The 24054-nt window shown below is 67.9% G+C and carries 23 protein-coding genes and 1 tRNA gene; 12 read left to right on the top strand and 12 right to left on the bottom strand.

Translation table 11 applies throughout. The features are described from left to right. Positions 1-86 precede the first annotated feature (86 nt). Positions 87-2648: a bifunctional acetate--CoA ligase family protein/GNAT family N-acetyltransferase gene (locus tag BGO20_RS14130; protein ID WP_291664549.1), complete on the top strand. Its 2562-nt coding sequence runs from the start codon at positions 87-89 to the stop codon at positions 2646-2648. A gap of 81 nt (positions 2649-2729) precedes the next feature. Here BGO20_RS14130 and BGO20_RS14125 read toward each other — a convergent pair whose 3' ends face one another. The 6 genes from BGO20_RS14125 to BGO20_RS14100 form a co-directional block, all read right to left on the bottom strand. Next, positions 2730-3941 carry a M24 family metallopeptidase gene (locus BGO20_RS14125; RefSeq protein ID WP_291664550.1) on the bottom strand — a complete coding sequence of 404 codons (1212 nt, stop codon included), beginning with the start codon at positions 3939-3941 and terminating at the stop codon, positions 2730-2732. A gap of 86 nt (positions 3942-4027) precedes the next feature. After that, complete coding sequence (locus BGO20_RS14120) at positions 4028-5029, bottom strand: 4-hydroxyproline epimerase (RefSeq protein ID WP_291664551.1); 1002 nt, start codon at positions 5027-5029, stop codon at positions 4028-4030. A gap of 11 nt (positions 5030-5040) precedes the next feature. Beyond that, positions 5041-6285, bottom strand: coding sequence for an NAD(P)/FAD-dependent oxidoreductase (locus BGO20_RS14115; RefSeq protein ID WP_291664552.1), 1245 nt, complete (start codon positions 6283-6285; stop codon positions 5041-5043). Between the two features lie 45 nt (positions 6286-6330). Further along, positions 6331-7293: a dihydrodipicolinate synthase family protein gene (locus tag BGO20_RS14110; protein ID WP_291664553.1), complete on the bottom strand. Its 963-nt coding sequence runs from the start codon at positions 7291-7293 to the stop codon at positions 6331-6333. Between the two features lie 126 nt (positions 7294-7419). Beyond that, a complete protein-coding gene (locus BGO20_RS14105) occupies positions 7420-8124 on the bottom strand; it encodes a GntR family transcriptional regulator (protein ID WP_291664554.1) in 705 nt (234 codons plus the stop codon). 148 nt (positions 8125-8272) lie between these two features. After that, on the bottom strand, positions 8273-8482 hold the full coding sequence (locus BGO20_RS14100; RefSeq protein WP_291664555.1) for a hypothetical protein: 210 nt from the start codon (positions 8480-8482) through the stop codon (positions 8273-8275). 255 nt (positions 8483-8737) lie between these two features. Between BGO20_RS14100 and asnB the strand changes: the two genes are divergently transcribed. Genes asnB through nadE form a run of 4 tightly spaced genes read left to right on the top strand, consistent with a single transcriptional unit; the run spans position 8738 to position 13537 of the window. Further along, complete coding sequence (gene asnB / locus BGO20_RS14095) at positions 8738-10675, top strand: asparagine synthase (glutamine-hydrolyzing) (protein ID WP_291664556.1); 1938 nt, start codon at positions 8738-8740, stop codon at positions 10673-10675. Positions 10676-10700: 25 nt separating this feature from the next. Continuing rightward, positions 10701-10967 (top strand): acyl carrier protein, encoded by a 267-nt coding sequence (locus tag BGO20_RS14090; protein ID WP_291664557.1) that lies wholly within the window; start codon positions 10701-10703, stop codon positions 10965-10967. A 24-nt stretch (positions 10968-10991) separates the two neighbouring features. Next, entirely contained in the window at positions 10992-12536 is a 1545-nt protein-coding gene (locus BGO20_RS14085; protein ID WP_291664558.1) for a class I adenylate-forming enzyme family protein, read from the top strand. Continuing rightward, positions 12533-13537 carry an NAD(+) synthase gene (gene nadE / locus BGO20_RS14080; protein WP_291664559.1) on the top strand — a complete coding sequence of 335 codons (1005 nt, stop codon included), beginning with the start codon at positions 12533-12535 and terminating at the stop codon, positions 13535-13537. The genes BGO20_RS14085 and nadE overlap by 4 nt, the downstream gene beginning before the upstream one ends. Before the next feature lie 27 nt (positions 13538-13564). Here the strand turns inward: nadE and BGO20_RS14075 are convergent, their stop codons facing one another. The 3 genes from BGO20_RS14075 to BGO20_RS14065 all read right to left on the bottom strand — a co-directional run bounded on the left by BGO20_RS14075 (position 13565) and on the right by BGO20_RS14065 (position 15755). Then, positions 13565-14680: a hypothetical protein gene (locus BGO20_RS14075; RefSeq protein WP_291664560.1), complete on the bottom strand. Its 1116-nt coding sequence runs from the start codon at positions 14678-14680 to the stop codon at positions 13565-13567. Further along, the gene (locus BGO20_RS14070) at positions 14677-15402 is read right to left on the bottom strand and encodes a N5-glutamine methyltransferase family protein (protein ID WP_291664561.1); all 726 of its coding nucleotides are present in this window, start codon (positions 15400-15402) and stop codon (positions 14677-14679) included. Before BGO20_RS14070 ends, BGO20_RS14075 begins: the two co-directional genes overlap by 4 nt. A 266-nt stretch (positions 15403-15668) precedes the next feature. Next, positions 15669-15755, bottom strand: a tRNA-Leu gene (locus tag BGO20_RS14065). Between the two features lie 284 nt (positions 15756-16039). On the opposite strand from BGO20_RS14065, the gene BGO20_RS14060 reads away from it, so the two are divergent. Beyond that, entirely contained in the window at positions 16040-17044 is a 1005-nt protein-coding gene (locus BGO20_RS14060) for a complex I NDUFA9 subunit family protein (RefSeq protein ID WP_291664562.1), read from the top strand. A 103-nt stretch (positions 17045-17147) separates the two neighbouring features. Beyond that, positions 17148-17738, top strand: a complete 591-nt coding sequence (locus BGO20_RS14055) for an HAD family hydrolase (protein ID WP_362889985.1) — start codon at positions 17148-17150, stop codon at positions 17736-17738. 10 nt (positions 17739-17748) lie between these two features. Here BGO20_RS14055 and BGO20_RS14050 read toward each other — a convergent pair whose 3' ends face one another. Then, positions 17749-18744, bottom strand: coding sequence for a 2-hydroxyacid dehydrogenase (locus BGO20_RS14050; RefSeq protein WP_291664563.1), 996 nt, complete (start codon positions 18742-18744; stop codon positions 17749-17751). Between the two features lie 179 nt (positions 18745-18923). On the opposite strand from BGO20_RS14050, the gene BGO20_RS14045 reads away from it, so the two are divergent. Beyond that, positions 18924-19454 (top strand): SH3 domain-containing protein, encoded by a 531-nt coding sequence (locus BGO20_RS14045; RefSeq protein ID WP_465246037.1) that lies wholly within the window; start codon positions 18924-18926, stop codon positions 19452-19454. An 8-nt stretch (positions 19455-19462) separates the two neighbouring features. Here the strand turns inward: BGO20_RS14045 and BGO20_RS14040 are convergent, their stop codons facing one another. After that, positions 19463-20227: a YbaY family lipoprotein gene (locus BGO20_RS14040; protein ID WP_291664564.1), complete on the bottom strand. Its 765-nt coding sequence runs from the start codon at positions 20225-20227 to the stop codon at positions 19463-19465. 30 nt (positions 20228-20257) lie between these two features. Continuing rightward, entirely contained in the window at positions 20258-20722 is a 465-nt protein-coding gene (gene irrA / locus BGO20_RS14035) for an iron response transcriptional regulator IrrA (RefSeq protein ID WP_291664565.1), read from the bottom strand. A gap of 248 nt (positions 20723-20970) precedes the next feature. Between irrA and fabA the strand changes: the two genes are divergently transcribed. The 4 genes from fabA (at position 20971) to fabI (ending at position 24017) form a co-directional block, all read left to right on the top strand. Continuing rightward, a complete protein-coding gene (gene fabA / locus BGO20_RS14030) occupies positions 20971-21483 on the top strand; it encodes a 3-hydroxyacyl-[acyl-carrier-protein] dehydratase FabA (protein WP_291664566.1) in 513 nt (170 codons plus the stop codon). 114 nt (positions 21484-21597) lie between these two features. After that, the gene (gene fabB / locus BGO20_RS14025) at positions 21598-22824 is read left to right on the top strand and encodes a beta-ketoacyl-ACP synthase I (RefSeq protein ID WP_291664567.1); all 1227 of its coding nucleotides are present in this window, start codon (positions 21598-21600) and stop codon (positions 22822-22824) included. Positions 22825-22831: 7 nt separating this feature from the next. After that, a complete protein-coding gene (locus tag BGO20_RS14020; protein ID WP_291664568.1) occupies positions 22832-23104 on the top strand; it encodes a DUF3303 domain-containing protein in 273 nt (90 codons plus the stop codon). A 76-nt stretch (positions 23105-23180) separates the two neighbouring features. Further along, positions 23181-24017, top strand: a complete 837-nt coding sequence (gene fabI / locus BGO20_RS14015; protein WP_291664569.1) for an enoyl-ACP reductase FabI — start codon at positions 23181-23183, stop codon at positions 24015-24017. Positions 24018-24054 lie beyond the last annotated feature (37 nt).

Genomic DNA, 24054 nt, shown 5'->3' with positions numbered 1-24054 from the left:
GAGATGGCGATCAGGCAGTCTCCGCAGCAGGAAGGCAGGGCCGGCACGGCAGGCCGGGAGTCGGCGCCGCGTGAGAGGGGGCGCATATGACGCTCGCCTTGCTCAGACGCATGCTCGAACCCGCCAGGGTGGCGGTGGTCGCGGGGTGCCCGGAAACCGATGTGCTGGCCGAACAGATCAAGGCGGGTTCCTATCGCGGGGAGCTCGTCCTGCTGGCGGATGGCGCCGCGCTGTCCTCGACCTCGCCGGTCGATCTCCTCATCGCTCCCGTCGCACGAGCGGGCGACGTCATGGCCGTGGCGGCGGGGCGGGGCCATGCGGGGCTGCTCGTTCCCGACGGAGGCGCAGCCGATGGCGAGCGCCTGCGCATTGCGGCGCGGGCTGCCGGCCTCAGGCTGATCGGGCCGTCATCGCTCGGTCTCGCCGCCCCGCGTCTCGGTCTCAACGCGACGGCGGTCCCTGTACAGCTGCGGGCGGGCTCGCTTGCGTTGATCGCACAGTCAAATTCGGTCGCGGCAGGCATTCTCGCCTGGGCGGCCAGGCGCGGCATCGGCCTCTCCGGCGCGGTCATTCTCGGCGACGGCGCCGATGTCGACATCGCCGACAGCCTCGATCATTTCGGGGCGGACCCTTCGACGCGGACCATTCTGCTGGCGATCGACGACGTCAGCGATGCGGCGCGCTTTCTCTCTTCCGCTCGCGCAGCCGCACGGCTCAAGCCGGTTCTGGTGCTCAAGCCCCCGCGCCGCGAGGCGCCGTGGCCGGCCTTGACCCATTCCGCCCTGATCGTCACCAGCGATGCCGCGCATGATGCGGCGTTCCACCGGGCCGGCCTGCTGCGGGTCGACGATCTCGACGAGCTCTTCGCCGCCGCCGAGACGCTCGGCCGTGCCCGCGCCACTGATGCGGGCCGGCTGGCGATCGTCAGCAATGGCGAGGGGCTGGCGGCGTTGGCGGCGGCGCGGTTGCGGCGGGTCGGTGGCATCGGCCAGGCGTTGCGCGAGCCCGAAATCGTCCGCACGGCGCGGGATTACGCCGGAGCGATAACCCGCCTGCTGGCCGAGGACGATGTCGACGCGGTGCTGGCGCTGAACGCGCCGGTCGCCCCGGCCGATTCCGCCGACTGCGCCCGTGCTGCAGCCGAGGCGCGGTCGGCGGCCGGCGGGGGCAAACCCGTGCTGGCGGTCTGGGTCGGCGCCGGCGACGAGATCGGGGCCGTCTTCGCATCGGCCGGCATTCCCTCCTTCGCGACCGAGCAGGAGGCCGTCGTCGGCTTCCAGCATCTGACGCGTCACGCCCGGCTCCTCAAGGAGCTGATGGCGACTCCGGCCGCCCTCGACGACGAAGGGGGCCGGCCCGACATCGCCGCGGCGACCGAACTCGTCGACCGGGCTCTCACGGAGGGACGCAGCTGGCTGGAGCCGGACGAAGTCGCTCGGTTGCTCTCCCTGTTCGGGATTCCCGCGCTCGACCTCGTCATCGCGGCCGATGCCGATGCTGCTGCCCTCGCAGCGCGCGGACAGTTCGAGGCCGGCCGGACGGTCGCGCTCAAGATCGTTTCGCCCGATGTCGCGCACAAATCGGATGTCGGGGGCGTCGAGCTCGATCTGGCCAAGGAAAACGCTGTCCGGGAGGGCGCCCTTCGCATGGCCGAGCGCCTGCGCAAGCTGCGCCCGGAGGCGCGGCTGACCGGCTTCATGGTGCAGCCCATGGCGCATCGGACCAGGGCGCGGGAACTCATCGCCGGGTTCTCTGTCGACCCGTGCTTCGGACCGGTGATCGTCTTCGGGCGCGGCGGTACCGCTGCCGAGCTTATCGCCGATACGCATGTCGCGCTGCCGCCGCTCGACCTGGCATCGGCTGAGAATCTGATCGCGGCGACGCGCGTGTCCCGGATATTGGGGGCCTATCGCGACGTTCCCGCCGCGGATCGACGGGCGATTGCCGCGGTGCTGGTCGCGCTCGGCACGATCGCCTCCGAGCTTCCGCAGATCCGCGCCATGGATCTCAACCCCGTCCTGGCCGATGCGGACGGGGTGGTCGCGGTGGACGCGCGCGTCGTGCTGGAACCCGACCCTGCCCGCCGCCGTCGCCCGGCTATCCGCCCATATCCCGCGGCCTGGACGTCGGAGCTCGTGCTCGGCGAACGACGATTCCTGATACGCCCGATGAGGCCGGAGGACGAATTCCTCGTCGGCGCGATGCTTGCGCGGGTGACGCCGGAGGATCTGCGGCTTCGCTTCTTCGCGCCGTTGAAGTCCTTCAGCCACACCTTTCTCGCGCGATTGACCCAGCTCGATTACGCGCGGGAAATGGCCTTCATCGCCATCGACGAGGAGGGAGCGGCCGCGGGCGCGGTGCGGCTGCATGCCGATCCGGCGCATGTCGAAGCCGAATATGCGATCCTGCTGCGCTCCGACTTGAAAGGCCTCGGCCTCGGCCGCGCGTTGATGGAGTTGATCATCGACTGGGCCAGGGCCGAGAAGGTGCATCGCGTCCACAGCCAAGTCCTCGCCGAGAACGGGCCGATGCTCGCGCTCTGCCGCACTCTGGGGTTCGAGATCACGCTCGACCCGGACGACATCTCCGTCCGGCACGTGGCGCTGTCGCTGGACGCGTCGGGGGGCTCTGGGAACCGCCCGGACTGAAGCGGCGGCAAGAGCTGATGCCGCCAGGGCGCCAGGCGTCGGGCCTGGCGGCGTGTTCAGCGGCTCATGGATTGGCGCTCGTCAGGCCTCGTATCCGAACGGGTCGTCGACGCTATGGGCGGGCTGTGTGAACCAGCGCGCGCCGTCCTCGGCCATATACGCGATGTCTTCCAGCCGGACGCCGAATTCCCCGTAGATGCACATCATCGGCTCGATCGAGAAGCACATGCCCACCGCCAGCGGCGTGCGGTTGCCCTTGACCATGAAGGATTCCTCATGGACGTCGAGGCCAAGGCCGTGCCCGGTGCGATGGGGCAGGCCGGGCACCTTGTAGCCGGGACCGAAGCCGGCCGCCTCGATCACCCCGCGCGCACCCCGGTCGACGTTTTCGCAGGGCGCGCCGAGCACGGCTGCCTCGAATCCGGCAAGCTGCGCACGCTTCTCCAGGTTCCAGATCTCGCGCTGGCGCTGCGTCGGCTCGCCGAAGACATAGGTGCGGGTGATGTCCGAGCGGTAGCCGCCGACCTTGGTACCCATGTCGATCAGGACCATGTCGCCCTCAACCAGCGTTTGCGGATAGGGGACGCCGTGCGGATAGGCCGTCGCCTCGCCGAACTGGGCGGCACCGCTGGTCCAGCTCACGCCGAGCTTGCGGTGGGCGCGGTCGAGGAACTCGACGAGCTGGGGCGTCGTGATGCCGGGCTGCAGCGCCCGCGCCGCGGCGCGGTGAACCTCCATGGTGATGTCCATGGCGCGCTGGATCAGCGCGATCTCGGCCGCCGATTTGAGCTGGCGGCAGGCCGCGGTGACGGAGCTGCCGCTGACGAAGCTGTAGCGGTTGCCGGCCTTGCGCAGCCCGTCGACGATGAAGAACGGGGTATGCGGGTCGAGCGCGACCGAACCGCTCTCGTAGCCGAGGCTGCGGATCGTCTCGACGACCAGTTCGGTCGGGTCTTCATGCTCCTCCCAACAGCGTACATCGTCGCCGAACTTCATGTATTCGCGCGTCTTGGGCTCCTCGAAGGCGGGGCTGAGATAGACGATGTCGCCTTCGGCCGGGATGATCGCGCCATGCAGCCGCTCGGTCAGGTTGAGCTGGATGCCGGTGAAATAGTGCAGGCTGGTCGAGGTATCGAGATAGAGCGCCTCCAGTCCCTGCTCGCGCAGCAGGCGCTGGGCTTTCTCGATGCGCGCCTTGAACTCGCTCACCGCGACCGGCTCGATGCCGTCGGTCATCGGCTTCAGCCTGGCGAGTTCCGCCTCGAAGCTCGAGCCTCCCACCCCTATGGTCATCGTACGTCATCCTTGCTGGTTCGGTTCGCGGAACGCTGCCGGGCCGGCGGCGGCTGGCTATCGGGCCCCGACGGCCGGCTGTGATCTCACGTCACGACGAAGCCGTGGGCGAAGGGGTCGCGGTCGTCGATGAAAATGGTGTTGTAGCCCGTCATCCGGGCCCAGCCGGCGACGGATGGGATGATCGCCGGGCGGTTCGCCACGGTCGTGGCGGCTTCGACACGGCCCTTGAACAGCGAGCCGATGATCGATTCGTGCACGAACTCGTCACCGACGGCGAGCTTTCCCTTGGCCGCCAACTGCGCCATGCGGGCCGAGGTGCCGGTGCCGCAGGGCGAGCGGTCGATCGCCTTGTCCCCGTAGAACACCGCGTTGCGGGCGTGTGCTTCGGGCTTCGTCGGCCCGCCGGTCCACTGGATGTGGCTAAGCCCCGTGATCTCCGGATGCTCGGGGTGGGCGAATTCGTATTTCGCGTTGAGTGCGGCGCGCAGTTTCGGCGACCAGCCGATCAGTTCGCCGGCGCTGTGGTCGGCCATGTCGCGGAAGTTCTTCTGCGGCTCGACGATGGCGTAGAAATTGCCGCCATAGGCGACGTCGACCACGATTTCGCCCAAGCCCTCGACCTCCGCCGTCAGGCCCTCCGCGTAGAGGAAGCCCGGCACATTGGTCAGGCGGACCTCCTCGACGAAGCGTCCCTCCTGGCGGTAGCTGATGTCGACCTTGCCGGCGGGCGCGTCGATCGACAGCTTGCCAGGCTCGCGTGGCGTGATCAGCCCGTTCTCGATGCCCATGGTGATGGTGCCGATGGTGCCGTGGCCGCACATCGGCAGGCAGCCGGAGGTCTCGATGAAGAGCACGGCGACGTCGCAATCGGGCCGCGTCGGCGGATAGAGGATCGAGCCCGACATCATGTCGTGGCCCCGCGGCTCGAACATCAGGCCGGTGCGGATCCAGTCGAATTCGCGCAGGAAATGCGCGCGCTTCTCCAGCATGTTGGTGCCTTCGAGCCGCGGGCCGCCGCCGGAGACGAGCCGCACCGGATTGCCGCAGGTGTGGCCGTCGATGCAGGAGAAGGTATGGCTGGCCATGCTTGCGTCCCTCAGAAGCGCTGCGGGGAAAAGGGAGTGAGATCGATGGCGGGCCGGCGGTCCGTGAGCAGATCGGCCACCAGCCGGGCGGTGCCTGCCGATTGCGTCAGGCCGAGATGGCCGTGGCCGAAGGCGCAGACCACGCGCTGCGTGGCGCGGGCGTGGCCGAGCGCCGGCAGGCTGTCGGGAAGAGAGGGGCGAAAGCCCATCCACTGCACGCCGCCTTCGGGATTCAGCCCGGGCAGGAAGGTGCGGGCCTTGGCCAGCATCGCCGCGGAGCGGCGGAAGTTGGGTGGCAGCTCCAGCCCGCCGAGTTCGACGGCGCCGCCGATGCGGATGCCGGTGGAAAGCCGCGAGATGACGAAGCCGTGGCCGCCGAAGGTGAGCTGCGTGCGCAGGTCGAAGGCGCCCCGCGGCAAGGTCGTGTTGTAGCCGCGCTCGGTTTCGAGGGGGATGCGCTCGCCGATGCTGCGCGCGATGCGGTGAGAGAAGGCGCCCGCAGCGAGAACGACCTGCGCTGCGCGGCGCGAGCTGCCGTCGCGCCCGCGAACGGCGATGCCGTCATCCTGCGGCGACAGGCTCTCGACATCGAACTGGTCGAGCGTGCCGCCGCGGCTGCGGAAATGCGCCGCCAGCGCCAGCGTGTAGAGCTTGGGGTCGGCGATCGAATACCAACCGGGCGTGAAGGTGCCATGGGTGAAGCGCGGCGCGAGGCCGGGCTGGATCGCGGCCATGCCTGCAGCGTCGAGATGCTCGAAGGCGATTCCATGCTTTTCGCGGGCGCGCCAGCCGGGCAGGGACGCTTCCAGCTCGGCCTTGCCCTCATAGACCTGGAGATTGCCGTCCTTGCGCAGCATGGCGAAGGTGCCGGTGGCCTGCAGGAAGGGCTCGAGCTCGGCCTTGGACAGGTCCATCAGCGCGGTCTGCGCGGCCGTGGAGCGGGCGACGTTGGCGGGCGAGCAGGCCCGCCAGAAGCGCAGCATCCAGGGTGCGATCCGCAGCGCGTAGGCTGGTGGGACCGCAAGCGGTCCGAGCGGGTCGAGGAGCCATTTCGGCGCCTTGCGCAGGATGCCGGGCGAGGCTAGCGGCAGGATGTCGGTGAAGGCGAAGGCGCCGGCGTTTCCGGCCGAAGCGCCTGCCGCCGGCCCCTCGCGATCCAGAACTGTGACCGACAGGCCGCGTCCCTGCGCCGCGATCGCGACAGAAAGTCCGATCACGCCGGCGCCGATCACGATGACATCCGGATAGGGCGCCATTCAGCTCCGTCCGATCCCCGGCTTCCGGCGATGCCTGAAGCTGCGTCAGCTGCGATAGATCTGGATGGCGCCGGGAAGCTGGCTCCAGGCGGCATACCAGACCTTGAACTGCTCGAGCTGCTGCTTCGCATAGACCCGTTGGCTGGCCGACAAGGCGTCGGTCGCGTTGAAATGCAGCTCGTATTCCGGATTGCCCTCCAGAACCATCAGGTACTTGTAATACAGAACGAGGTCGGCGCCCTCGTCATAGGTGGAGAGCACTTCGAGGGCTTCGCTCAGTTCGAGGGCGCGGAGCCGGGCCTCCGCGTCGCCCGCCGCAGCGGCCTTGGTCAGGGCGACGAAGTGGAGAACCTCCTGCGGCAGGACGTTGCCGATGCCCGTGATGGCGCCGACGGCGCCACATTTGACGTAGCCGTGGAACACGCAGGTGTCGACGCCCACCATCAGGATGACGTTGTCGTCATGGCCGGTGATGTGCTCGGCCGCATAGCTCATCGCGGCCGCCCCGCCGAATTCCTTGAAGCCGATCAGATTCGGATGGGCAGAGCGCAGCTCGAAGAACAGGTCGGCGCGGGTCTCGAAGCCGTAATGGGGGCTGTTGTATATGACGGCGGGCAGCTTCGGGGCCGCCGCCAGGATAGCCTTGAAGTGGTTGCGCTGCGCCGTGACGGACGAGCCGCGCGACAGAACGCGCGGGATCACCATCAGCCCCGCCGCACCGACCTTGGCGGCATGGCTGGCAAGCGCCACCGCCGAAGCCGTGTTGACGGCCCCGGTGCCGACGATGACCGGAATGCCGGCCGCGGTCAGCCGCTCGACCCCTTCCATGCGCTGGGCATCGGTGAGGAGAGGCCAGTCGCCCATCGAACCGCAATAGACAACCGCGGTCATCCCCGCCGCCATCAGCTCCTTGCCCTTCCTGACGAGAGCCTCGAAATCGGGGCTGCGGTCGGCCTTGCAAGGGGTCATCAGCGCGGGAATCACGCCTGTGAAGATCGCGGAGGTCATGGGGGCATCTCTGAACGGGTCTGGAGCCGAACCGGCCTGATGTCCGGATGCCGATAATCGTATGCATGATGTCGACATAAATCCAGCGCGTTCTCGATCTCTCTGGAGACGTGCCGCCGCGCCGGTCTAGAGCGGGATGTCCTGGCGGTTGTCGGCCGCCACGAGGCGTTGGATCTGTCGGACGATCTGATCCGCATGGGCGCGTGCGAGCGCATCTGCACGTGCGACGTCGCCACTGGCGATGGCGTCGATCATCTCCTCGTGCTCGTGGACATATTCTTCCGGCAGGCGGTCGTCGAAGGACTGGTAGTACAGCCGCAGAAGCCGCCGCCCATCGTCGAGCAGGCGCACGAACAGGCCGCAATAATACGGGTTGCGGCCGGCTTCGGCGATGGCCGCATGGAACTGCCGGTTGGTCGCGATCATCGCCAGCGCGTCCTGGGCCCGGACCGCCGCGGCGAATTCGGCCTGCCGCGCGCGAATCACCTCCAGGTCCTCCGGTCGATGATGCTGGGCCGCAAGCCGCGTGGTGACGCGATACATCAGGGTGATCGCGTCGAAGAACGGATTGAGGTTCAGCACGTCGATATTGGCGACCAGCGTCGATCGGTTGGGCAGCGTCTCGACCAGCCCCTCGCTGGCGAGCCGCACCAGCGCCTCGCGGATCGGCGTGCGCGACATGCCGAAGCGCTCGGCGAGCTGGACCTCGTCGATCGGGCTGCCCGGCGAGAGCGCCAGCGACAGGATCTCGGCCCGCAACATCTCGTAGACGAGCTTGACGCCCGAGCCGCGCTTGCGGTCCGTCGGCAGACGGCTGGCTGTGTCGTCCATCGGCGTTGCCTCCCGGCGAGACGGGCCGGCGCGCGATGACGCTGCGCCGGCCGGAAGCGGATTGCCTAGAGCAGGTGCCGATCGGATGGCAATGCACCCTCGCTTCGGGCGTTTTCACGGGGCGGGTCCGCCGCGCCCCGCCTTGCGGTCAGCCGTTGGCGCCCGCCTGCAGCGCGGAGGCGGTCGCGGCCTGGCTTTCGGCCGCGCGATCAAGACATTCCGCCATCTGCGAGGTGCCCCATTTGAACTTCGAGCAATGGGCTATTCCCACGGTCAGATCCGCGCCGGCATGATGAGATTGCGGTGCGCTGCTGCATCCGAGAAGCAAAAGGGCTACAGCGACGGACATCCATTTCATCAGAGCACTCCAGTCGGGTCGGTTGGGCTTCGCGACGGGCGGAAGGCCGCCTCGCAGGGGGTCTCCCGCTCGCTTCGGAAGCCGGAAGTCTAGACGCGCCCGTGGCGAAGCGGCAAATGCGCCGCCGCGCGGATCGTCTGTCGCAACGCCCCTCAAAATTTACCATCCTCATGAATAGTCACGGAAATTCGGCGATTGTTCGCTTCCTGCTGGCTATAGTCCGCGCGACGTTGATGGAGTCGGAAACACCTCGGCATGTGCGGTTTTGGCGGCTATTTCGGCACAGTCCGGGATGGGAAGGGTCTTCTCGACAGGATGACCGCCGCCATTGCGCATCGCGGTCCTGACGAGCAGGGCATCTTCACGACCGATAAGGCCGGCCTCGGCCATGCGCGGCTCGCGATCGTCGGCCTCGGGGACGGGCAGCAGCCGATGTCGGACGCGACGGGCGATCTGACGGTCGCGTTCAACGGCGAGATCTTCAACTATGTCGAGCTGCGCGAGCGGCTTCGCGCGAAGGGGCGCCGTTTCCGGACCGGCAGCGACACCGAGGTGATCCTGCATCTCTATGAAGAGATGGGCGAGGACTGCGTCTCCGCGCTGAACGGCGATTTTGCCTTCGCGCTCTGGGATGGCCGGCGTCGCCGCATGGTTCTGGCGCGGGACCGCATGGGCGTCCGGCCCCTCTTCTACCTGCGGCAGGGCGAGCAGCTTTATTTCGCCTCCGAGGTCAAGGCGCTGCTGCAGGTTCCGGGCGTGGTGGCCGAGCTCGATCCGATCGCGCTCGACCAGATCTTCACGCTCTGGGCCCCGATCGCACCGCGCACGGCCTTCCGCGGCATCTGCGAACTCGAGCCGGCGAGCCTAATGATCGTCGAGGAAGGCCGCGTTTCGACCCGGCCCTACTGGAGCCTCGATTACCCCGATGCCGATGCACCGCCCCGGCATCGCGATGAGCGCGCCGTCGCCGAGGAACTGCGCGCCCTGCTGGGGGATGCGACCCGCATCCGCATGCGTGCGGACGTGCCAGTCGGCGCCTATCTTTCGGGGGGGCTCGATTCCTCGATCGCTTCGGCATTGGCGGCAGGCATGGCGCCGGGCAGGCTGAAGACCTTTTCGGTGACCTTCGACAGCGCCGAGCATGACGAGAGCGGCTACCAGCGCGAGATGGCCCAGGCGCTTGGCACGGAGCATCACGCTGTCGCCTGTGGCGAGGGCGACATCGCCGCCGTCTTTCCCGACGTTGTCCGCTTCACGGAGCAGCCGGTCCTGCGCACAGCTCCGGCGCCGCTCTACAAGCTCTCGGCCCTCGTGCGCGACGCGGGGCTGAAGGTCGTCCTGACCGGCGAAGGGGCCGACGAAGTCTTTGCCGGCTACGACATCTTCAAGGAGGCGAAGGTTCGCCGCTTCTGCGCCAGGCAGGCCGGCTCCCGCATCCGGCCGCATCTGTTCCGCCGGCTCTATCCCTATCTGCCGGGCCTGCGGCAGCAATCCGCCGAATATCTCGCTTCCTTCTTCGGGGCCGGCGGTTCCCAACTGGACGATCCGCTGTTCTCGCATCGCTCCCGCCTTGATGGCACCGCGGCGGCAAAGCTGTTCTTCTCCGGCGATTTGCGCACGACACTGTCGGGCTATGACGCGGCCGAGGAACTGATCGCGCGGCTGCCTCCAGCCTTCCGCCGCTGGCACCCCCTGCACCAGGCACAATATCTCGAGGCGCGCTTCCTGCTGCCCGGCTATATCCTGTCGAGCCAGGGCGATCGCATGGCCATGGCCCATGGCATCGAGGGGCGCTTCCCCTTCCTGGACCATCGCCTGGTCGAGTTCGCGGCCGGCATCCCTCCGGGCATGAAGCTCAAGGGCCTCGTGGAAAAGCACATTCTCCGCGAGGCTAGTAAGGACTTGCTGCCCCCCGTCATCGGCCGGCGGCCCAAGCAGCCCTATCGCGCACCGGACAGCCGGTGCTTCGTAGGGGCGGGGCGAGCGGGCTATGTCGCGGACATGCTGGACGAGGGCGAGATCGCGGCCGGAGGCCTGTTCAATCCCAAGGCGGTGGCGAAGCTGCACGAGAAGTGCCGGCGCCAGCCCGCCTCCGGCTTCCGGGACAATGCAGCCTTCGTCGGCATCCTGTCGACGCAGCTCTGGCTGGCGACCTTCACCGGTGCGGGTGCCAGTCGCGCCAGGGCGGCCTGACATCATTCGAGAGGGAGTAAGTCACATGACCGACGCGATCCAGGAGGCCGTAGAGGCCTTCATCATCGAGAATTTCCTGTTCGGCGACACCACCCAGGCGATTGCCGGGATGGATTCGCTCATCGAGAACGGCATCGTCGATTCGACCGGCGTCCTGGAACTCGTGGCCTTCATCGAGGATCGCTACGGGATCGCCGTCGCGGATGCCGACATCGTGCCGGCCAATCTCGACTCGGTCGCGCGTATCACGGCTTTCATTGCGTCGAGGTCCGCCGCTCTCGCGGCAGCCTGACGTCAGCCAGGCAGGTCACGAGAGATGCGGGTCGAGGAATTCCTGATCGCGAACGGAGCCGCGCGGCCCACGAAAACCGCGCTGGTGACCGAGCGGGTGCGGCTGCGCTACGACGAGCTGGATGATCTGGCGAGCCGGCTGGCCGCCGCTCTCGCGGCGAACGGCGTAGGGCGCGGCGACCGCGTCCTCGTCTTCATGGACAACTGCTGGGAAGCGGCGGTCTCGATCTTCGCCGTGCTCAAGGCCGGCGCCGTCTTCAGCCCGATCAATGCCTCGACCAAGGCCGACAAGCTCGCCTATCTCATCGGGGATTGCGAGCCGGCGGCGATCCTGACCCAGGCGAAGCTGATGCCCGTCGTCAGCCGGGCCAGGTCGCTGTCGAGCCGGCCTCTCTTCATCGCCTCGACACCTGCGCCATCGGGCCTCGTGCCGCAGGACGCCGCCTCCTTCGAGGATTGCCTGGCCACGGCGCCAGTGCCCGTCGGCCACGGCGGGGCTGACACCGATCTCGCCATGCTGATCTACACCTCGGGATCGACCGGGCGTCCCAAGGGCGTGATGATGACGCATCGCAATGTCGATGCCGCCGCCGAGTCCATCACAAGCTATCTGCGCAACTCCGCCGACGACGTCATCCTCAATGTCCTGCCGCTGGCCTTCGACTACGGCTTGTATCAGCTGCTCATGGCGGTCAGGCTCGGGGCGACCCTCGTCCTCGAAAAATCCTTCGCCTTTCCGCAGGCGATCTTCGAGCGCATCCGCGCCGAGCAGGTCACCGGCTTTCCGCTGGTGCCGACGATGGCGGCGCTGATCCTCCAGATGCGCGATCTCGCGCCGGGTTTCCTACCGAGCCTGCGCTATGTCTCGAACACCGCTGCGGCCCTGCCACCGGTCCACATCGCCCGCCTGCGCGAGCTCTTTCCGGGCGTCCGGCTCTATTCCATGTACGGTCTGACCGAATGCAAGCGCTGCACCTACCTGCCGCCGGAAGAGCTCGACCGCCGGCCTGGCTCCGTCGGCATCGCGATCCCGGCGACCGAGGCCCTGGTCCTCGACGACGCGGGCAACCGCGTGCCGCCCGGCGTGGCGGGAGAGCTGGTGATCCGCGGCCCTCACGTCATGCAGGGCTACTGGCGCAATGAGGCGGCGACCCGGCAGATGCTGCGCCCGGGCCCCCCTCCCTGGGGGAGGCAGCTGCACACGGGCGATCTCTTCCGCACCGATGAGGAGGGCTTTCTCTATTTCGTCGGCCGTAAGGACGACATCATCAAGACGCGCGGCGAGAAGGTCGCGCCCAAGGAGGTGGAGGCGGTGCTGCACGCCCATCCCGGCATCGCCGAGGCCGTGGTGACCGGCATGCCGGATCCGATCCTCGGCCACGCCATCGCTGCGCTGGTTGTCCGTTCGGACGAAGCCCTGAGCGAGCGGGATATCGTCCGCCACTGCGCCATGCATCTCGAGGATTTCATGGTGCCGAAGCTGATCGCCTTTCACAACGAGCTGCCGAAGACGGAGACCGGCAAGGTCAGCCGGCGTCTGGCGGCCGAGGTGCTGGGAGCGGCGCGATGACCGCCGCCTGCGCCCCGGCACGTCTCCCCTTCTCGGCCGCCGCGCTGATGCTCGACGATGCCGCGGAAGCCGGCCGCATCGTGGCCGGGCTGCGCGAGCAGCTCCGCGGCATGCGCAAGCGCGGCCTTGTGCTCGGTCTGTCCGGCGGCATCGATTCCAGCGTCTGCGCCGCGCTCGCCGTTCGCGCGGTCGGCGCGAAGAACGTCTTCTGCCTGCTCATGCCCGAAAGCGATTCCGATCCGGAGAGCCTGAGGCTCGGCCGGCTGGTGGCGGAGACCTTCAGCGTCGAGGCGATCGTCGAGGATATTGCGCCCACGCTGCATGCCATGGGCTGCTACGAGCGGCGCGACGCCTTCATCCGCGAGCTTGTGCCCGACTATGGGCCGGGCTGGGCCTCGAAGATCGTCATCGCCAATGCGCTCGTCGGGGACGGCTACAGCATCTCGTCGCTGGTGGTGCGGGACCCGCAGGGCCGGCAGACCAGGCTGCGCATGCCGCCGGCCGTCTATCTCGGCATCGTCGCGGCCACCAGCATGAAGCAGCGCACGCGCAAGCAGATCGAATACTACCACGCCGATCGGCTGAACTTCGCCGTGCTCGGCACACCGAACCGGCTCGAATACGATCAAGGCTTCTTCGTGAAGAACGGCGACGGCGCTGCCGACGTCAAGCCGATCGCGCATCTCTACAAGAGCCAGGTCTATGCGCTGGCCGCCCATCTCGGCATCCCCGAGGAGATCCGTCGCAGGCCACCCACGACCGACACCTATTCGCTCGAACAGACCCAGGAAGAGTTCTACTTCTCCCTGCCCTATCACCGCATGGATCTGTGCCTGTTCGGCCTCAACAACGGTGTCCCGGCCGCCGAGGTCGCTGCCGCCGCCGGGCTGACGGCGGTCGAGGTGGAACGGGTCTGGGCCGATATCGCCGCCAAGCGCCGCGCGACGCGCTACCTGCACCTCGGGCCGCAACTGGTCGATCCGGTCCCGGAACTCGCCTGAGCTGCGGGGAGGGGATGCGATGGGCGCCTAGTCGAACGGCCATCCGGCCAGGCGATTCCAGTGCTCGCCGGCCAATCCGTTGAAGAAGCCGGCTCCGTTCAGAAGCGCATTCATCAATGCCTCGTCGCGGGAATGCACCACCGTCGCGGCGGGTTGCGTGAAGGCGATGCGCCGGCCGAGCATCGCCGCCAGCAGGGCAGGCTGTGTCCGTCCGCGCAGGCCGGCCGCCCCGCGCTGCGTCGCGTGGCCGATAAGGGCATCGAGCACGGGTCCCGCCTGGCCGGGCAGCGCAAGGACCTGCAGGACGCGCGCGATACGGCCGGGGCGCACGTGGTAGAGGAAGGCGCCCACCGGTGCCCCGCTGGCGGCACAGGCCGAAGCGAATACGGTCTCGCCGTAATCGGGCTTCCGCGAGGCTTCTGCCAGCAGATAGGCGAGCTGCTGCCCGCTCCATTCCGGCTGCAGGGCGAACTGTCGCGTCAGCGGAGCGATGAGGGTCGCGAAAGCCGCCTGGTCGATTTCGGTGACCATGAGCCCGCCCTTGCCGGTGCTGGCCTCCGGAACACCGGTCCAGTACAGCACGTCGCTGCGCATGCGTCGGCGCAGGATGCCGTCGAGCCCGCGCGCCAGCGGGGCGAGCAGCTCGGCTGCGCCCAGGCGGCGGGAGGCCAGGTCGAGCATGAAGGCGCTGGGCCGAATCACGCGCAGCCAGTCCAGGCTGTATTGCGGGAGGGCCGCGCCGCGCAGTTTCGTCCACATCTGCGTGGAGAGCGCGTTCGCCGTTTCGCTGAACGAGATGTCCTGCGGGCCGGAGAGGAAGGTCCTGAGCAGCCGCGCTCCCGCCATCGGGTCGTTCGCGCGCGGGTCGACCATGAGCGAGCCGCAGATGGCGGCGCGCAGCTTGCGCGAGCCGTGGCTCATCGGCAGCACGTTGACGCCGACGAAGCCGGAGATGTCGCCCTCGCTCACGACATGGACGAGGGAGGCGATCTCGGGGTCGCAGACAGGCGCGTCGAGATAGAGTTCGCGCAGATAGGCTTCGAGTGTCGGCGGCGCGGGTGCGTCGCCTTTCCTGAACGTGCGTTGAAACAGTTCGGCGACGGCTGGAATATCCGCGGACCGGAGCGGGCGGACCTGGCTCATGTCCCGTTCGCTGCCGGGGGTGCCGGTGCGACCGCGCTTCCGAGCCTGCGTGCGCAGGCGACGCGCGGGATGCCGGCCCCGTCCGTGGCGAAGCTGACCGGCTCATAGGCTTTGGCACGGGCGACGAGCGCCGCCACCTGACGGTCCTGTCCCTGCCCGAACTCGAACAGCAGCCAGCCGCCGGGCCTGAGAAAATCCGCCGCGTCCCGGACGAGGCGCTGATGGATCGAGATGCCGTACGGGCCCCCGTCAAACGCCGCGCGTGGCTCCGCCGCGAGGAGATGCGCGCTCTCGCCTTCGAGGCGGGCTGAGGAGATGTAGGGTGGATTGCAGACGATCATGTCCGTCGCGCCGGCCAACCCGTCGTGCTCCAGCGCGTCGAACAGGTCTCCCTGCCGCACGCTGACGCGGTCCTGCAGGCCAAGGCGCTCGGCATTGCGGCGAGCCAGGGCCACCGTGCTGTCTGTCATGTCCGCGGCCCAGATCCGGCTCGACGGAACGGCCATCGCGATCGCCAGGGCAAGGTTGCCGCAACCGCAGCACATGTCGATCACCGTCGCGCCCGGCGGGCCGTCCCGCAGCCGGGCGATCGCGCTCAGTCCGAGCAGTTCGGTTTCCTGCCGCGGCACGAGAACATCGGGTGCGAGCTCAAGCGTTACCTGCAGGAAGCGCCGCAGGCGTGGGGCACCCGCGCCGTCGGTGGCTGCTGCTCTGGGTGCCAAGGCGCTCTCTCCAACGCGATCATGCGTGACAGATGACATATCGCGCTCGGGTAAACGCCTGCTGAAAGGCCGTCGCGACTTATGCGGCGCCGGTCCGGCGGAGCCGCTCCACTGCTCGCATCGGTTGGGCCGCGCCGGCGAGCGGGGCCCCGGGGCAGGGAAGCGGGACGGCGGCCGCGGCCGCCTGCAAACAAAAATCCCGCACAGGACTGGCCGGTGCGGGACTTGCGGCGAAAGCCTTTCGGCTCTCGACATCTTAGAAATGTTGGTGCCCAGGAGAGGACTCGAACCTCCACGCCCTTGCAGGCGCCAGCACCTGAAGCTGGTGCGTCTACCAATTCCGCCACCTGGGCAACGGCGGTTCGTTTACGGGGGGCGAGTCGTCCTGTCAACGGCCCTGTCGCGGCGAAATGAATTTGTTTCGCAGCCCTGTGGACAGCGTTTTCATGGGCCGGTGGATTTCGGGTCGTTTCGGCCCGGAGGCGGCTGATTGACGCCGAGCGGGCCGAGCGCCGCTTCGGCGATAGGGCGGAACGCCGCAGCGTCCGGATATCGGGGCGATCGGCCGCAAAAGGGATTTCCACTTTTGCCGAACATGATCTAGGAGGTCGGAAGCATTCTAAACGGAGCTTTCCCGATGGCCGTCCAAGCCCCGGCTCAGCAACTCGTCACGGTCTTCGGCGGCTCCGGCTTCCTCGGGCGCCACGTCGTGCGCGCGCTCGTCAAGCGCGGCTACAGGGTGCGTGTCGCCGTGCGGCGGCCGGACCTTGCGGGCTTCCTGCAGCCTCTCGGGACGGTCGGCCAGATTCACGCGGTGCAGGCGAATCTGCGCTATCCCGCTTCGGTCACGGCTGCAGTGATGGGCGCCGATGCGGTCGTCAACCTCGTCGGCATCATGCAGGAGAACGGCCGCCAGAGCTTCACGGCCGTCCAGGCCAATGGCGCCCGCGCCGTAGCGCAGGCCTGCGCTACGGTCGGGATCAGCCGGCTGGTCCAGATCTCGGCTCTGGGAGCCGATGCCGAATCGCGCTCGGTCTATGCGCGCACGAAGGCGGAGGGTGAGGCCGCCGTCCGCCAGATCATTCCGCAGGCGGTGATTCTGCGACCGTCGGTGCTGTTCGGTCCGGAGGATACGTTCTTCAACCGCTTCGCCTCTATGGCGCGGATGATGCCGATCCTGCCGCTGGTGGGCGACGGGCAGGCCAGGCTGCAGCCGGCCTTCGCCGGGGACGTGGCCGAGGTCGTGGCCCGTGCCGTGGACGGCAGCATCGCCGCCGGCCGGACCTATGAGCTGGGCGGTCCCGAGGTGCTGACCCTGCGCCAGCTCGTCGAGGATGTCTGCAAGGTGACCGGTCGCAAGCGGCTGATCGCCCCGCTTCCGCTGCCGGTTGCGGGTGTCCTGGCCCGCGTTCTGGAGCTCGTCGACACCTTGACGCTCGGGCTCTTGCCGAACGAACTCAAGCTGACGCGCGACCAGGTGCTGCTGCTGGGGCAGGACAATGTCGTCTCGGCGGAAGCCGTGAAGGACGGGCGGGACTTCGCCGGTCTCGGCATCGCGCCGGTCTCGGTCGAGGTCGAGGTGCCGTCCTATCTCTGGCGCTTCCGCAGGACCGGGCAGTTCGAAACCGCGCGCCCGGCCTGAGGCTCGGGTGACGGCCGGCGCCATGGCGTTCGACCTCGTCATCTACGATTGCGACGGCACGCTTCTCGACACCGAGACGCTCTATGGCTAGGTCAGCCTTGCGCTGTGCCATGAGGTCGGCCTCGCGGGCTGGACGCTGGGCGACTATCGCGACAACCTCGCCGGGATACCGCTCGCCGACGGATTCAAGATCATCGAGGCGGCGCTGGGCCGCCCGCTTCCCGCCGATTTCGAGAGCCGGATCGAGGCCGGCGTCGCCGCGCGCCTCGCGCGCGAACTGCGGGCCCTGCCGGGGGTGCGGGAAGCACTTGTGCAACTCGCCGGGCGCCGCTGCGTCGCCTCCTCGACGAGCCTGGAGCCGCTGCGGCACAATCTCGGGCTCGCCGGCCTCCTCGACCTGTTCGATCCGCATGTCTTTTCGGCTTCGCAGGTGGCGCGCGGCAAGCCGTCGCCGGATGTCTTCCTGTTCGCAGCCGACGAGATGCAGGCGCAGCCCCGGCGCTGCCTGGTGCTGGAGGATTCGGTGCCGGGCGTTCAGGCGGCCCGGGCAGCCGGCATGACGGTGGCTGGCTTCACCGGCGCGGCCCACGACAAGGCGCAGATGCGCGAGCGTCTGCTTGCCGCGGGCGCCGTGGCGGTGGTCGATCGCTATCAGGACTGGCCCGGAGAGGTGGCGCGGCTCGGCGCCGCCTGATCCCGGCGCGTCAGAGCATGCTCGGCAGCACGCGGTCCGGCGGCTTATGGCCGTCCATGAAGGTCTTGATGTTGACGATGACCTTCTCGCCCATGTCGGCGCGGCCCTCATGGGTGGCTGAGCCGAGATGGGGCAACACCACCACCTTGTGCTGGCGCGCAAGCTTGAGCAGCCGCGGGTTGATCGCCGGCTGCTGCTCGAAGACGTCGAGGCCGGCTCCGGCGAGCTCACCGGCTTCCAGCATCCGCGCCAGCGCCGTCTCGTCGACGATCTCGCCGCGCGCGGTGTTCACCAGGATCGCCTCGGGCTTCATCAGCTTCAGGCGCCGGGCGGAGAGCAGGTGGTAGGTCGCCGGCGTATGCGGGCAGTTGACCGAGACGATGTCCATCCGCGCCAGCATCTGGTCGAGCGAATCCCAGTAGGTCGCCTCGAGCTTCTCCTCGATGCGGGGATCGACCCTGCGGCGGTTGTGGTAGTGGATCGACAGGCCGAAGGCGGCGGCGCGCTTCGCCAGAGCCTGGCCGATGCGGCCCATGCCGACGATGCCGAGCCGCTTGCCGGTGATCCGGCGCCCGAGCATCCAGGTCGGCGACCAGCCGGCCCAGTCGTCGTCGGGGATGACGCGGGCGCCCTCGGCGATGCGCCGGGCCACGGCGAGGATCAGCGCGATCGTCATGTCGGCGGTGTCGTCGGTCAGCACGCCCGGCGTGTTGGTGACGGTGATGCCGCGCTGCACGGCGCTTGCGACGTCGATATTGTCGACGCCGTTGCCGAAATTCGCGATGAGGCGGAGCTGCTCGCCGGCCTGGGCGATGAGGGCGGCGTCGATCTTGTCGGTGATCGTCGGCACCAGCACGTCGGCGGTCTTCATCGCCTCGACCAGGGCTGCGTGCGACAGCGGCTTGTCGTCGATGTTCAGCTGTGCGTCGAACAGTTCGCGCATCCGGGTTTCCACCACGGCCGGCAGCTTGCGCGTCACGACGACGAGCGGCTTCTTCTTCGACATGGCGGCTCCCTTCCTCTCTCGCCGGATCGGCCGCCCGTCTCAACCCACCGTTAACCGTGGTGGCTCAGGAATGGAGCGGCGTGCTGTCCGGCTCCCTGTTGTCTAGGCGGCGCGGTGACGGATGACAACTTGACCCTTCGCCTGAGAGAGCGGTGGGGAAGCTTCCCGGAGAGCTGCCGATGCCGAACCTGCGCGTAGGATGCCTTGTCGCCGCCGGCGCCTTCCTCGCTGCGATGGCGACCGAGGCACAGGCGCAGGACATGCACGCCGGCTCGGTCACGGGCCTGCCGGTTCCCCGTTACGTCAGCCTCAAGTCGGACCGGGTCAATCTGCGCGAAGGACCGTCGAAGGAGCATCGCACGCGCTGGGTCTATCAAAAGGCGGGCTTGCCCGTCGAGGTGACGGCGGAATTCGAGACCTGGCGACGCATTCGTGATTCCGACGGAGCCGAAGGCTGGGTCCTGCACAGCCTGCTCTCCGGGCGTCGCACGGCCCTGGTCGCGCCCTGGTCGAAGAACCGGAAGGAGCTGTTCCCGCTGCGCAGCGCCGCCGACGCCAAGGCCGCGGTGGTCGCGGAACTGCAGCCCGGTGTGGTGACGAGCGTCGCGTCCTGCGCTCATGAGTGGTGCCACGTCAGCGTGCACAGCATCAGCGGCTATATGCCTCAGGAGAGGCTGTGGGGCGTGTATCCGAACGAAAACGTCGACTGAGCCGCCGGTTACTTCCTGGCGAAGGTCATTATCGTCCGGCCTCGGCCGTCGAGCAACGCGAGCAGGCCGGAATCGGGCTGCAGCTCCCAGCGGCGGACGGTTCCGAGGCCATCGAGCAGGCGGCGCTCCTGGCTCATCACCTCCGGCGTGCAGGCCATCATGGTCGATACCAGTCGCGAGAACCGGATGGCCTGGCCCCTGACGGTGATGCTCCCGCCGAAGCCGTTGCAGCCGCCGCGGCCGGACACCTTGCCGTCCGCAGAAACATCGAGAGTGGACTCCGTTCCGGCCTGGGCCGCCGTGCCGCCGAGCTGCGCAAGCCGCCAGTTCCCGAATGGCGCGGCAGGCGGCGCCTGCTCTGGCCGCCCGACCCGCTCCATTCTGAGCGTGGTGGCGTCCCTGCCTCCGGCGAGGACGCTGTGGCGCTCCGTCGTGACGAAGAGCAGCCGGTCGCCGTCGAGAATGCGGGCCTGAAGGGCATAGCTGTGCCGTGGCTCGATCTGCCGGGTGTCGTAACGCAGGACCCAGTGCGCCGGCAGCCGCCGCCCGTAAACGCGTGTCTCGGCGATGGTTCGTGCCGGCGCGTCGGCCAGCGAGACGTCGAGCAGCCTGACCTCGACCACGGCTCCCGGTGGCAGGACGACGCGCTCCCGATAGACGACGCTGCCGCGCAGGCTGCGCGCAGCGGCGAGCGCCGGCCCGGCCGGCATCGCCGAGGCTAGCAGGAGGCCTGCCAACGCACGGCGCGAGATCGGCGAATCGGTCAGCCGCATCTGTTCTCCTCGGAACGCTGCGTCCGCGTCTCAGCCGTCGATCTTGCGCAGCCGCACCACGACGTCGACGTGAGAGATTTCGTAGCCCTTCGGAGGCGTCGGCAGGGTCGCCACGTCGATTTCCGCCGCGGGGATGTCGATCACGCGGCTCTCGCCCTCGACCACGAAATGGTGGTGGTCGTGGCTGGCCGTGTCGAAATAGGTCTTGTTGCCGTCGATGGCGAGTTCGCGCAGAAGCCCGGCCTCGGTGAACTGGCGCAGGGTGTTGTAGATCGTCGCCAGCGAAACCGGGATGCGTTCCTTCACCGCCTCCTCGTGCAACATCTCGGCGCTGATGTGCCGGTCGCCCTTGGCGAACAGCACCCAGCCCAACGAGACGCGCTGCCGCGTCGGTCGCAGGCCTACGCGGCGCAGCTTCTGGCGAATATCGTGGAACGGGCAGCCCTGCCGCACGGTCGATCCATAGCCCTCGTCTTGGGAAACCAGATCGGTCATGCTTCCTGCCTTGCCCTTCTGCCGGTACGGGCGGCCTGCGCTCCGCGTGATGTCCATCTCTTTCAAAATGTAGGACTTCGAAGGAGCGGTCGCAAGCCGGCGCCTCATGTCACCCTGCTGACAGGCTCTCCGCCGGCAGTGCCATGTGATCATCGTGGCCTGTGCCCTTTCGTTTCCGGGGTTCGGCGTGTTAGGCACGCCAGATATCCGTCGGTCGCATCCGGCCGGCGCCAAGCAACGGAGCGGGAATGCAGCGTCAATCGTCTTTCAGCTACGAGGAGATCCTCGCCTGTGGTCGCGGGGAACTGTTCGGGCCGGGCAATGCGCAGTTGCCTTTGCCGCCGATGCTGATGTTCGACCGCATTACCGAGATTGCCGAAGAGGGTGGCGAGCATGGCAAGGGGCTCGTTCGCGCCGAGTTCGACATCAAGCCCGACCTCTGGTTCTTCGATTGTCATTTCAAGGGCGATCCGGTGATGCCGGGCTGTCTCGGCCTCGATGCGCTTTGGCAGCTCACCGGCTTCTTCCTCGGCTGGCTCGGCCTGCCGGGTCGCGGCCGCGCGCTCGGTGTCGGGGAGGTCAAGTTCGCGGACCAGGTGCTGCCGACAGTCAAGCGCGTCGTCTACGGCGTCGACTTCAAGCGCATCTTCAAGTCGAAGCTGGTGCTGGGCATCGCCGATGGCTGGCTGGAAGCCGACGGCAAGCGCATCTACACTGTCGCCGACATGCGCGTGGGGCTGTTCAAGCCCGAAGCAGCCTGAGGAAAAGCGCGCCGCGGCCTTGCGTGCGGCGCCCCGACGGTCCATTTGCGCCATTGAGAATCCAGAGCGGTGCGGCTTGTCCCGCCGCGGGCGGTGAGCTGGAGAAGAGCGAGCATGAGACGCGTCGTCGTCACCGGGATGGGCATCGTCTCGTCCATCGGCAACAACACGCAGGAGGTGTTGTCGTCGCTGCATGAGGCGAAATCGGGGATTTCCTTCGCGCAGGATTTTGCGGAGCACGGCTTCCGCAGCCGCGTCCACGGCGCGCCGACGCTGGACGCCGCGAGCGTGCTGGATCGCCGCGCCATGCGGTTCCACGGCGGTGGCTCGGCCTGGAACCAGGTTGCCATGGAGCAGGCGATCGTCGATGCCGGGCTGGAGCCGGGCGAGATCAGCCATGAGCGCACTGGCATCATCATGGGTTCGGGTGGCCCTTCGACCCGCGCCCTGATCGACGCCTACGACAAGGCGCGCGAGAGCGGCTCTTCCAAGAAGGTCGGGCCCTTCGCCGTTCCCAAGGGCATGTCCTCGACCGCTTCGGCTACGCTGGCGACCTGGTTCAAGATCAAGGGCGTCAACTATTCGATCTCGTCGGCCTGCGCGACCTCCAACCACTGCATCGGCAACGCCTACGAGCTGATCCAGTGGGGCAAGCAGGACATCATCTTCGCCGGCGGCTGCGAGGAACTGGACTGGACGCTGTCGGTCCTCTTCGACGCCATGGGCGCGATGTCGTCCGATTTCAACGAGACCCCGTCGCGGGCATCCCGCGCCTATGACGTCCGGCGTGACGGCTTCGTCATCGCCGGCGGCGCCGGCGTCGTGGTGCTCGAGGAGCTCGAGCACGCCAAGGCTCGCGGTGCCAAGATCTATGGCGAGGTCGTCGGCTACGGGGCGACCTCGGACGGCTATGACATGGTCGCGCCTTCGGGCGAGGGCGCGGTGCGCTGCATGCGCATGGCGCTCGAGGGCGTGAAGGCGAAGGTCGACTACATCAACCCGCACGGCACCTCGACCCCGGTCGGCGACGGCAAGGAGATCGAGGCGATCCGCGAGGTCTTCGGCTCGGGCGAGAAGAGCCCGCCGATCTCGGCGACCAAGTCGCTGACCGGCCACTCGCTGGGCGCCACCGGCGTGCAGGAGGCGATCTACTCGCTGCTGATGCTCAACAACGACTTCATCTGCGAGAGCGCCCATATCGAGGAGCTCGACCCGGCTTTCGCCGACATGCCGATCGTGCGCAAGCGCATCGACAATGCCGGTCTCGGCTGCGTCCTCTCGAATTCCTTCGGCTTCGGCGGCACCAACGCCACCATCGTCATGAAGCGCCTCGAGGCGTGATGGCGCCATGCTCTTCATGGTGATCGAGCACTTCGATCAAGCCCGCGTGAAGGATGTCTATGCCCGCTTTCGCGAACGCGGGCGCATGGCTCCTGCAGGCGTCCGCTATGTCGATAGCTGGGTTTCCGCCGATCTCGGCCGCTGCTTCCAGGTCATGGAATGCGGTGATGTCGCGCTGCTGCAGGAATGGGTCCTGCAGTGGAGCGATCTCGCCCGTTTCGAAATTGTTCCGGTCGCCTCGTCCAAGGCGACGGCCGAGGCGGTCGCGAAACAGTTCTGACATGCTCTCGGTTTCGATCGCCTCGTTCTTCCGTTCCTGCCTTAATAGACCCTGAAACGCCTTTTCAGAGTTTGCCATGCTCCCCCTGATGCACAACAAGCGCGGCCTCGTCATGGGCGTCGCCAATCAGAATTCCATCGCCTGGGGCATCGCCCGCACGCTGCAGGCCCATGGCGCCGAACTCGCCTTCACCTATCAGGGCGAGGCGCTCGGCAAGCGGGTCAAGCCGCTGGCCCAGAGCATCGGCTCCGATCTGGTCATTCCCTGCGATGTCGAGGATATCGCTTCGGTCGACGCCACCTTCGCAAAGCTGGACGAGGTCTGGGGCGGCGACCCGGAACGCAACACGCTCGATTTTCTGGTCCACGCCATCGGCTTTTCCGACAAGAACGAGTTGAAAGGGCTCTATGCTGACACCTCCCGCGAGAATTTCTCGCGGACCATGGTGATCTCCTGCTTCTCCTTCACCGAGGCGACGAAGCGGGCGGCGGCGCGCATGCCCCATGGCGGCAGCATCATCACCCTGACCTATGGCGGCTCGATGCGGCTGATGCCGAACTACAACGTCATGGGCGTCGCCAAGGCGGCGCTGGAGGCGAGCGTGCGCTATCTCGCCGGCGATTACGGCCCGCGTGGCATCCGCGTCAACGCGCTCTCGCCCGGCCCGGTCAGGACGCTGGCCGGGGCCGGCATCTCCGACGCGCGCGCGATGCTGTCCTGGCAGCGCGCCAATGCGCCGCTGCGCAAATCGGTGACGCTGGAGGAGATCGGCGGTGCGGCGCTCTATTACCTCTCCGATCTGTCGGGCGGGGTGACCGGCGATGTCCACCATGTCGATGCCGGCTATCACATCACCTCGATGCCGGTGCTCGAGAGTTTGAGGGCGGCCGACAGCGGCAACGGCGAGCCCTGACCGGCTCGCGCACGTTCGGGGGAACCTGCTAGCGTCG

The organism is Allobosea sp. 67-29 (assembly GCF_001898115.1).
Taxonomy (GTDB): domain Bacteria; phylum Pseudomonadota; class Alphaproteobacteria; order Rhizobiales; family Beijerinckiaceae; genus Allobosea.
This window is presented reverse-complemented; position numbering and strand designations above follow the sequence as displayed.

Coding starts and splice junctions, on each gene's coding strand:
- BGO20_RS14090 (WP_291664557.1), top strand. CDS start 10,701: ATGACCGACGCGATCCAGGAGGCCGTAGAGGCCTTCATCATCGAGAAT.
- fabI (WP_291664569.1), top strand. CDS start 23,181: ATGCTCCCCCTGATGCACAACAAGCGCGGCCTCGTCATGGGCGTCGCC.
- BGO20_RS14060 (WP_291664562.1), top strand. CDS start 16,040: ATGGCCGTCCAAGCCCCGGCTCAGCAACTCGTCACGGTCTTCGGCGGC.
- BGO20_RS14045 (WP_465246037.1), top strand. CDS start 18,924: ATGCCGAACCTGCGCGTAGGATGCCTTGTCGCCGCCGGCGCCTTCCTC.
- BGO20_RS14120 (WP_291664551.1), bottom strand. CDS start 5,029: ATGGCCAGCCATACCTTCTCCTGCATCGACGGCCACACCTGCGGCAAT.
- BGO20_RS14020 (WP_291664568.1), top strand. CDS start 22,832: ATGCTCTTCATGGTGATCGAGCACTTCGATCAAGCCCGCGTGAAGGAT.
- fabB (WP_291664567.1), top strand. CDS start 21,598: ATGAGACGCGTCGTCGTCACCGGGATGGGCATCGTCTCGTCCATCGGC.
- nadE (WP_291664559.1), top strand. CDS start 12,533: ATGACCGCCGCCTGCGCCCCGGCACGTCTCCCCTTCTCGGCCGCCGCG.
- BGO20_RS14130 (WP_291664549.1), top strand. CDS start 87: ATGACGCTCGCCTTGCTCAGACGCATGCTCGAACCCGCCAGGGTGGCG.
- BGO20_RS14050 (WP_291664563.1), bottom strand. CDS start 18,744: ATGTCGAAGAAGAAGCCGCTCGTCGTCGTGACGCGCAAGCTGCCGGCC.
- BGO20_RS14115 (WP_291664552.1), bottom strand. CDS start 6,285: ATGGCGCCCTATCCGGATGTCATCGTGATCGGCGCCGGCGTGATCGGA.
- BGO20_RS14125 (WP_291664550.1), bottom strand. CDS start 3,941: ATGACCATAGGGGTGGGAGGCTCGAGCTTCGAGGCGGAACTCGCCAGG.
- BGO20_RS14110 (WP_291664553.1), bottom strand. CDS start 7,293: ATGACCTCCGCGATCTTCACAGGCGTGATTCCCGCGCTGATGACCCCT.
- asnB (WP_291664556.1), top strand. CDS start 8,738: ATGTGCGGTTTTGGCGGCTATTTCGGCACAGTCCGGGATGGGAAGGGT.
- BGO20_RS14105 (WP_291664554.1), bottom strand. CDS start 8,124: ATGGACGACACAGCCAGCCGTCTGCCGACGGACCGCAAGCGCGGCTCG.
- BGO20_RS14075 (WP_291664560.1), bottom strand. CDS start 14,680: ATGAGCCAGGTCCGCCCGCTCCGGTCCGCGGATATTCCAGCCGTCGCC.
- fabA (WP_291664566.1), top strand. CDS start 20,971: ATGCAGCGTCAATCGTCTTTCAGCTACGAGGAGATCCTCGCCTGTGGT.
- irrA (WP_291664565.1), bottom strand. CDS start 20,722: ATGACCGATCTGGTTTCCCAAGACGAGGGCTATGGATCGACCGTGCGG.
- BGO20_RS14040 (WP_291664564.1), bottom strand. CDS start 20,227: ATGCGGCTGACCGATTCGCCGATCTCGCGCCGTGCGTTGGCAGGCCTC.
- BGO20_RS14085 (WP_291664558.1), top strand. CDS start 10,992: ATGCGGGTCGAGGAATTCCTGATCGCGAACGGAGCCGCGCGGCCCACG.
- BGO20_RS14100 (WP_291664555.1), bottom strand. CDS start 8,482: ATGAAATGGATGTCCGTCGCTGTAGCCCTTTTGCTTCTCGGATGCAGC.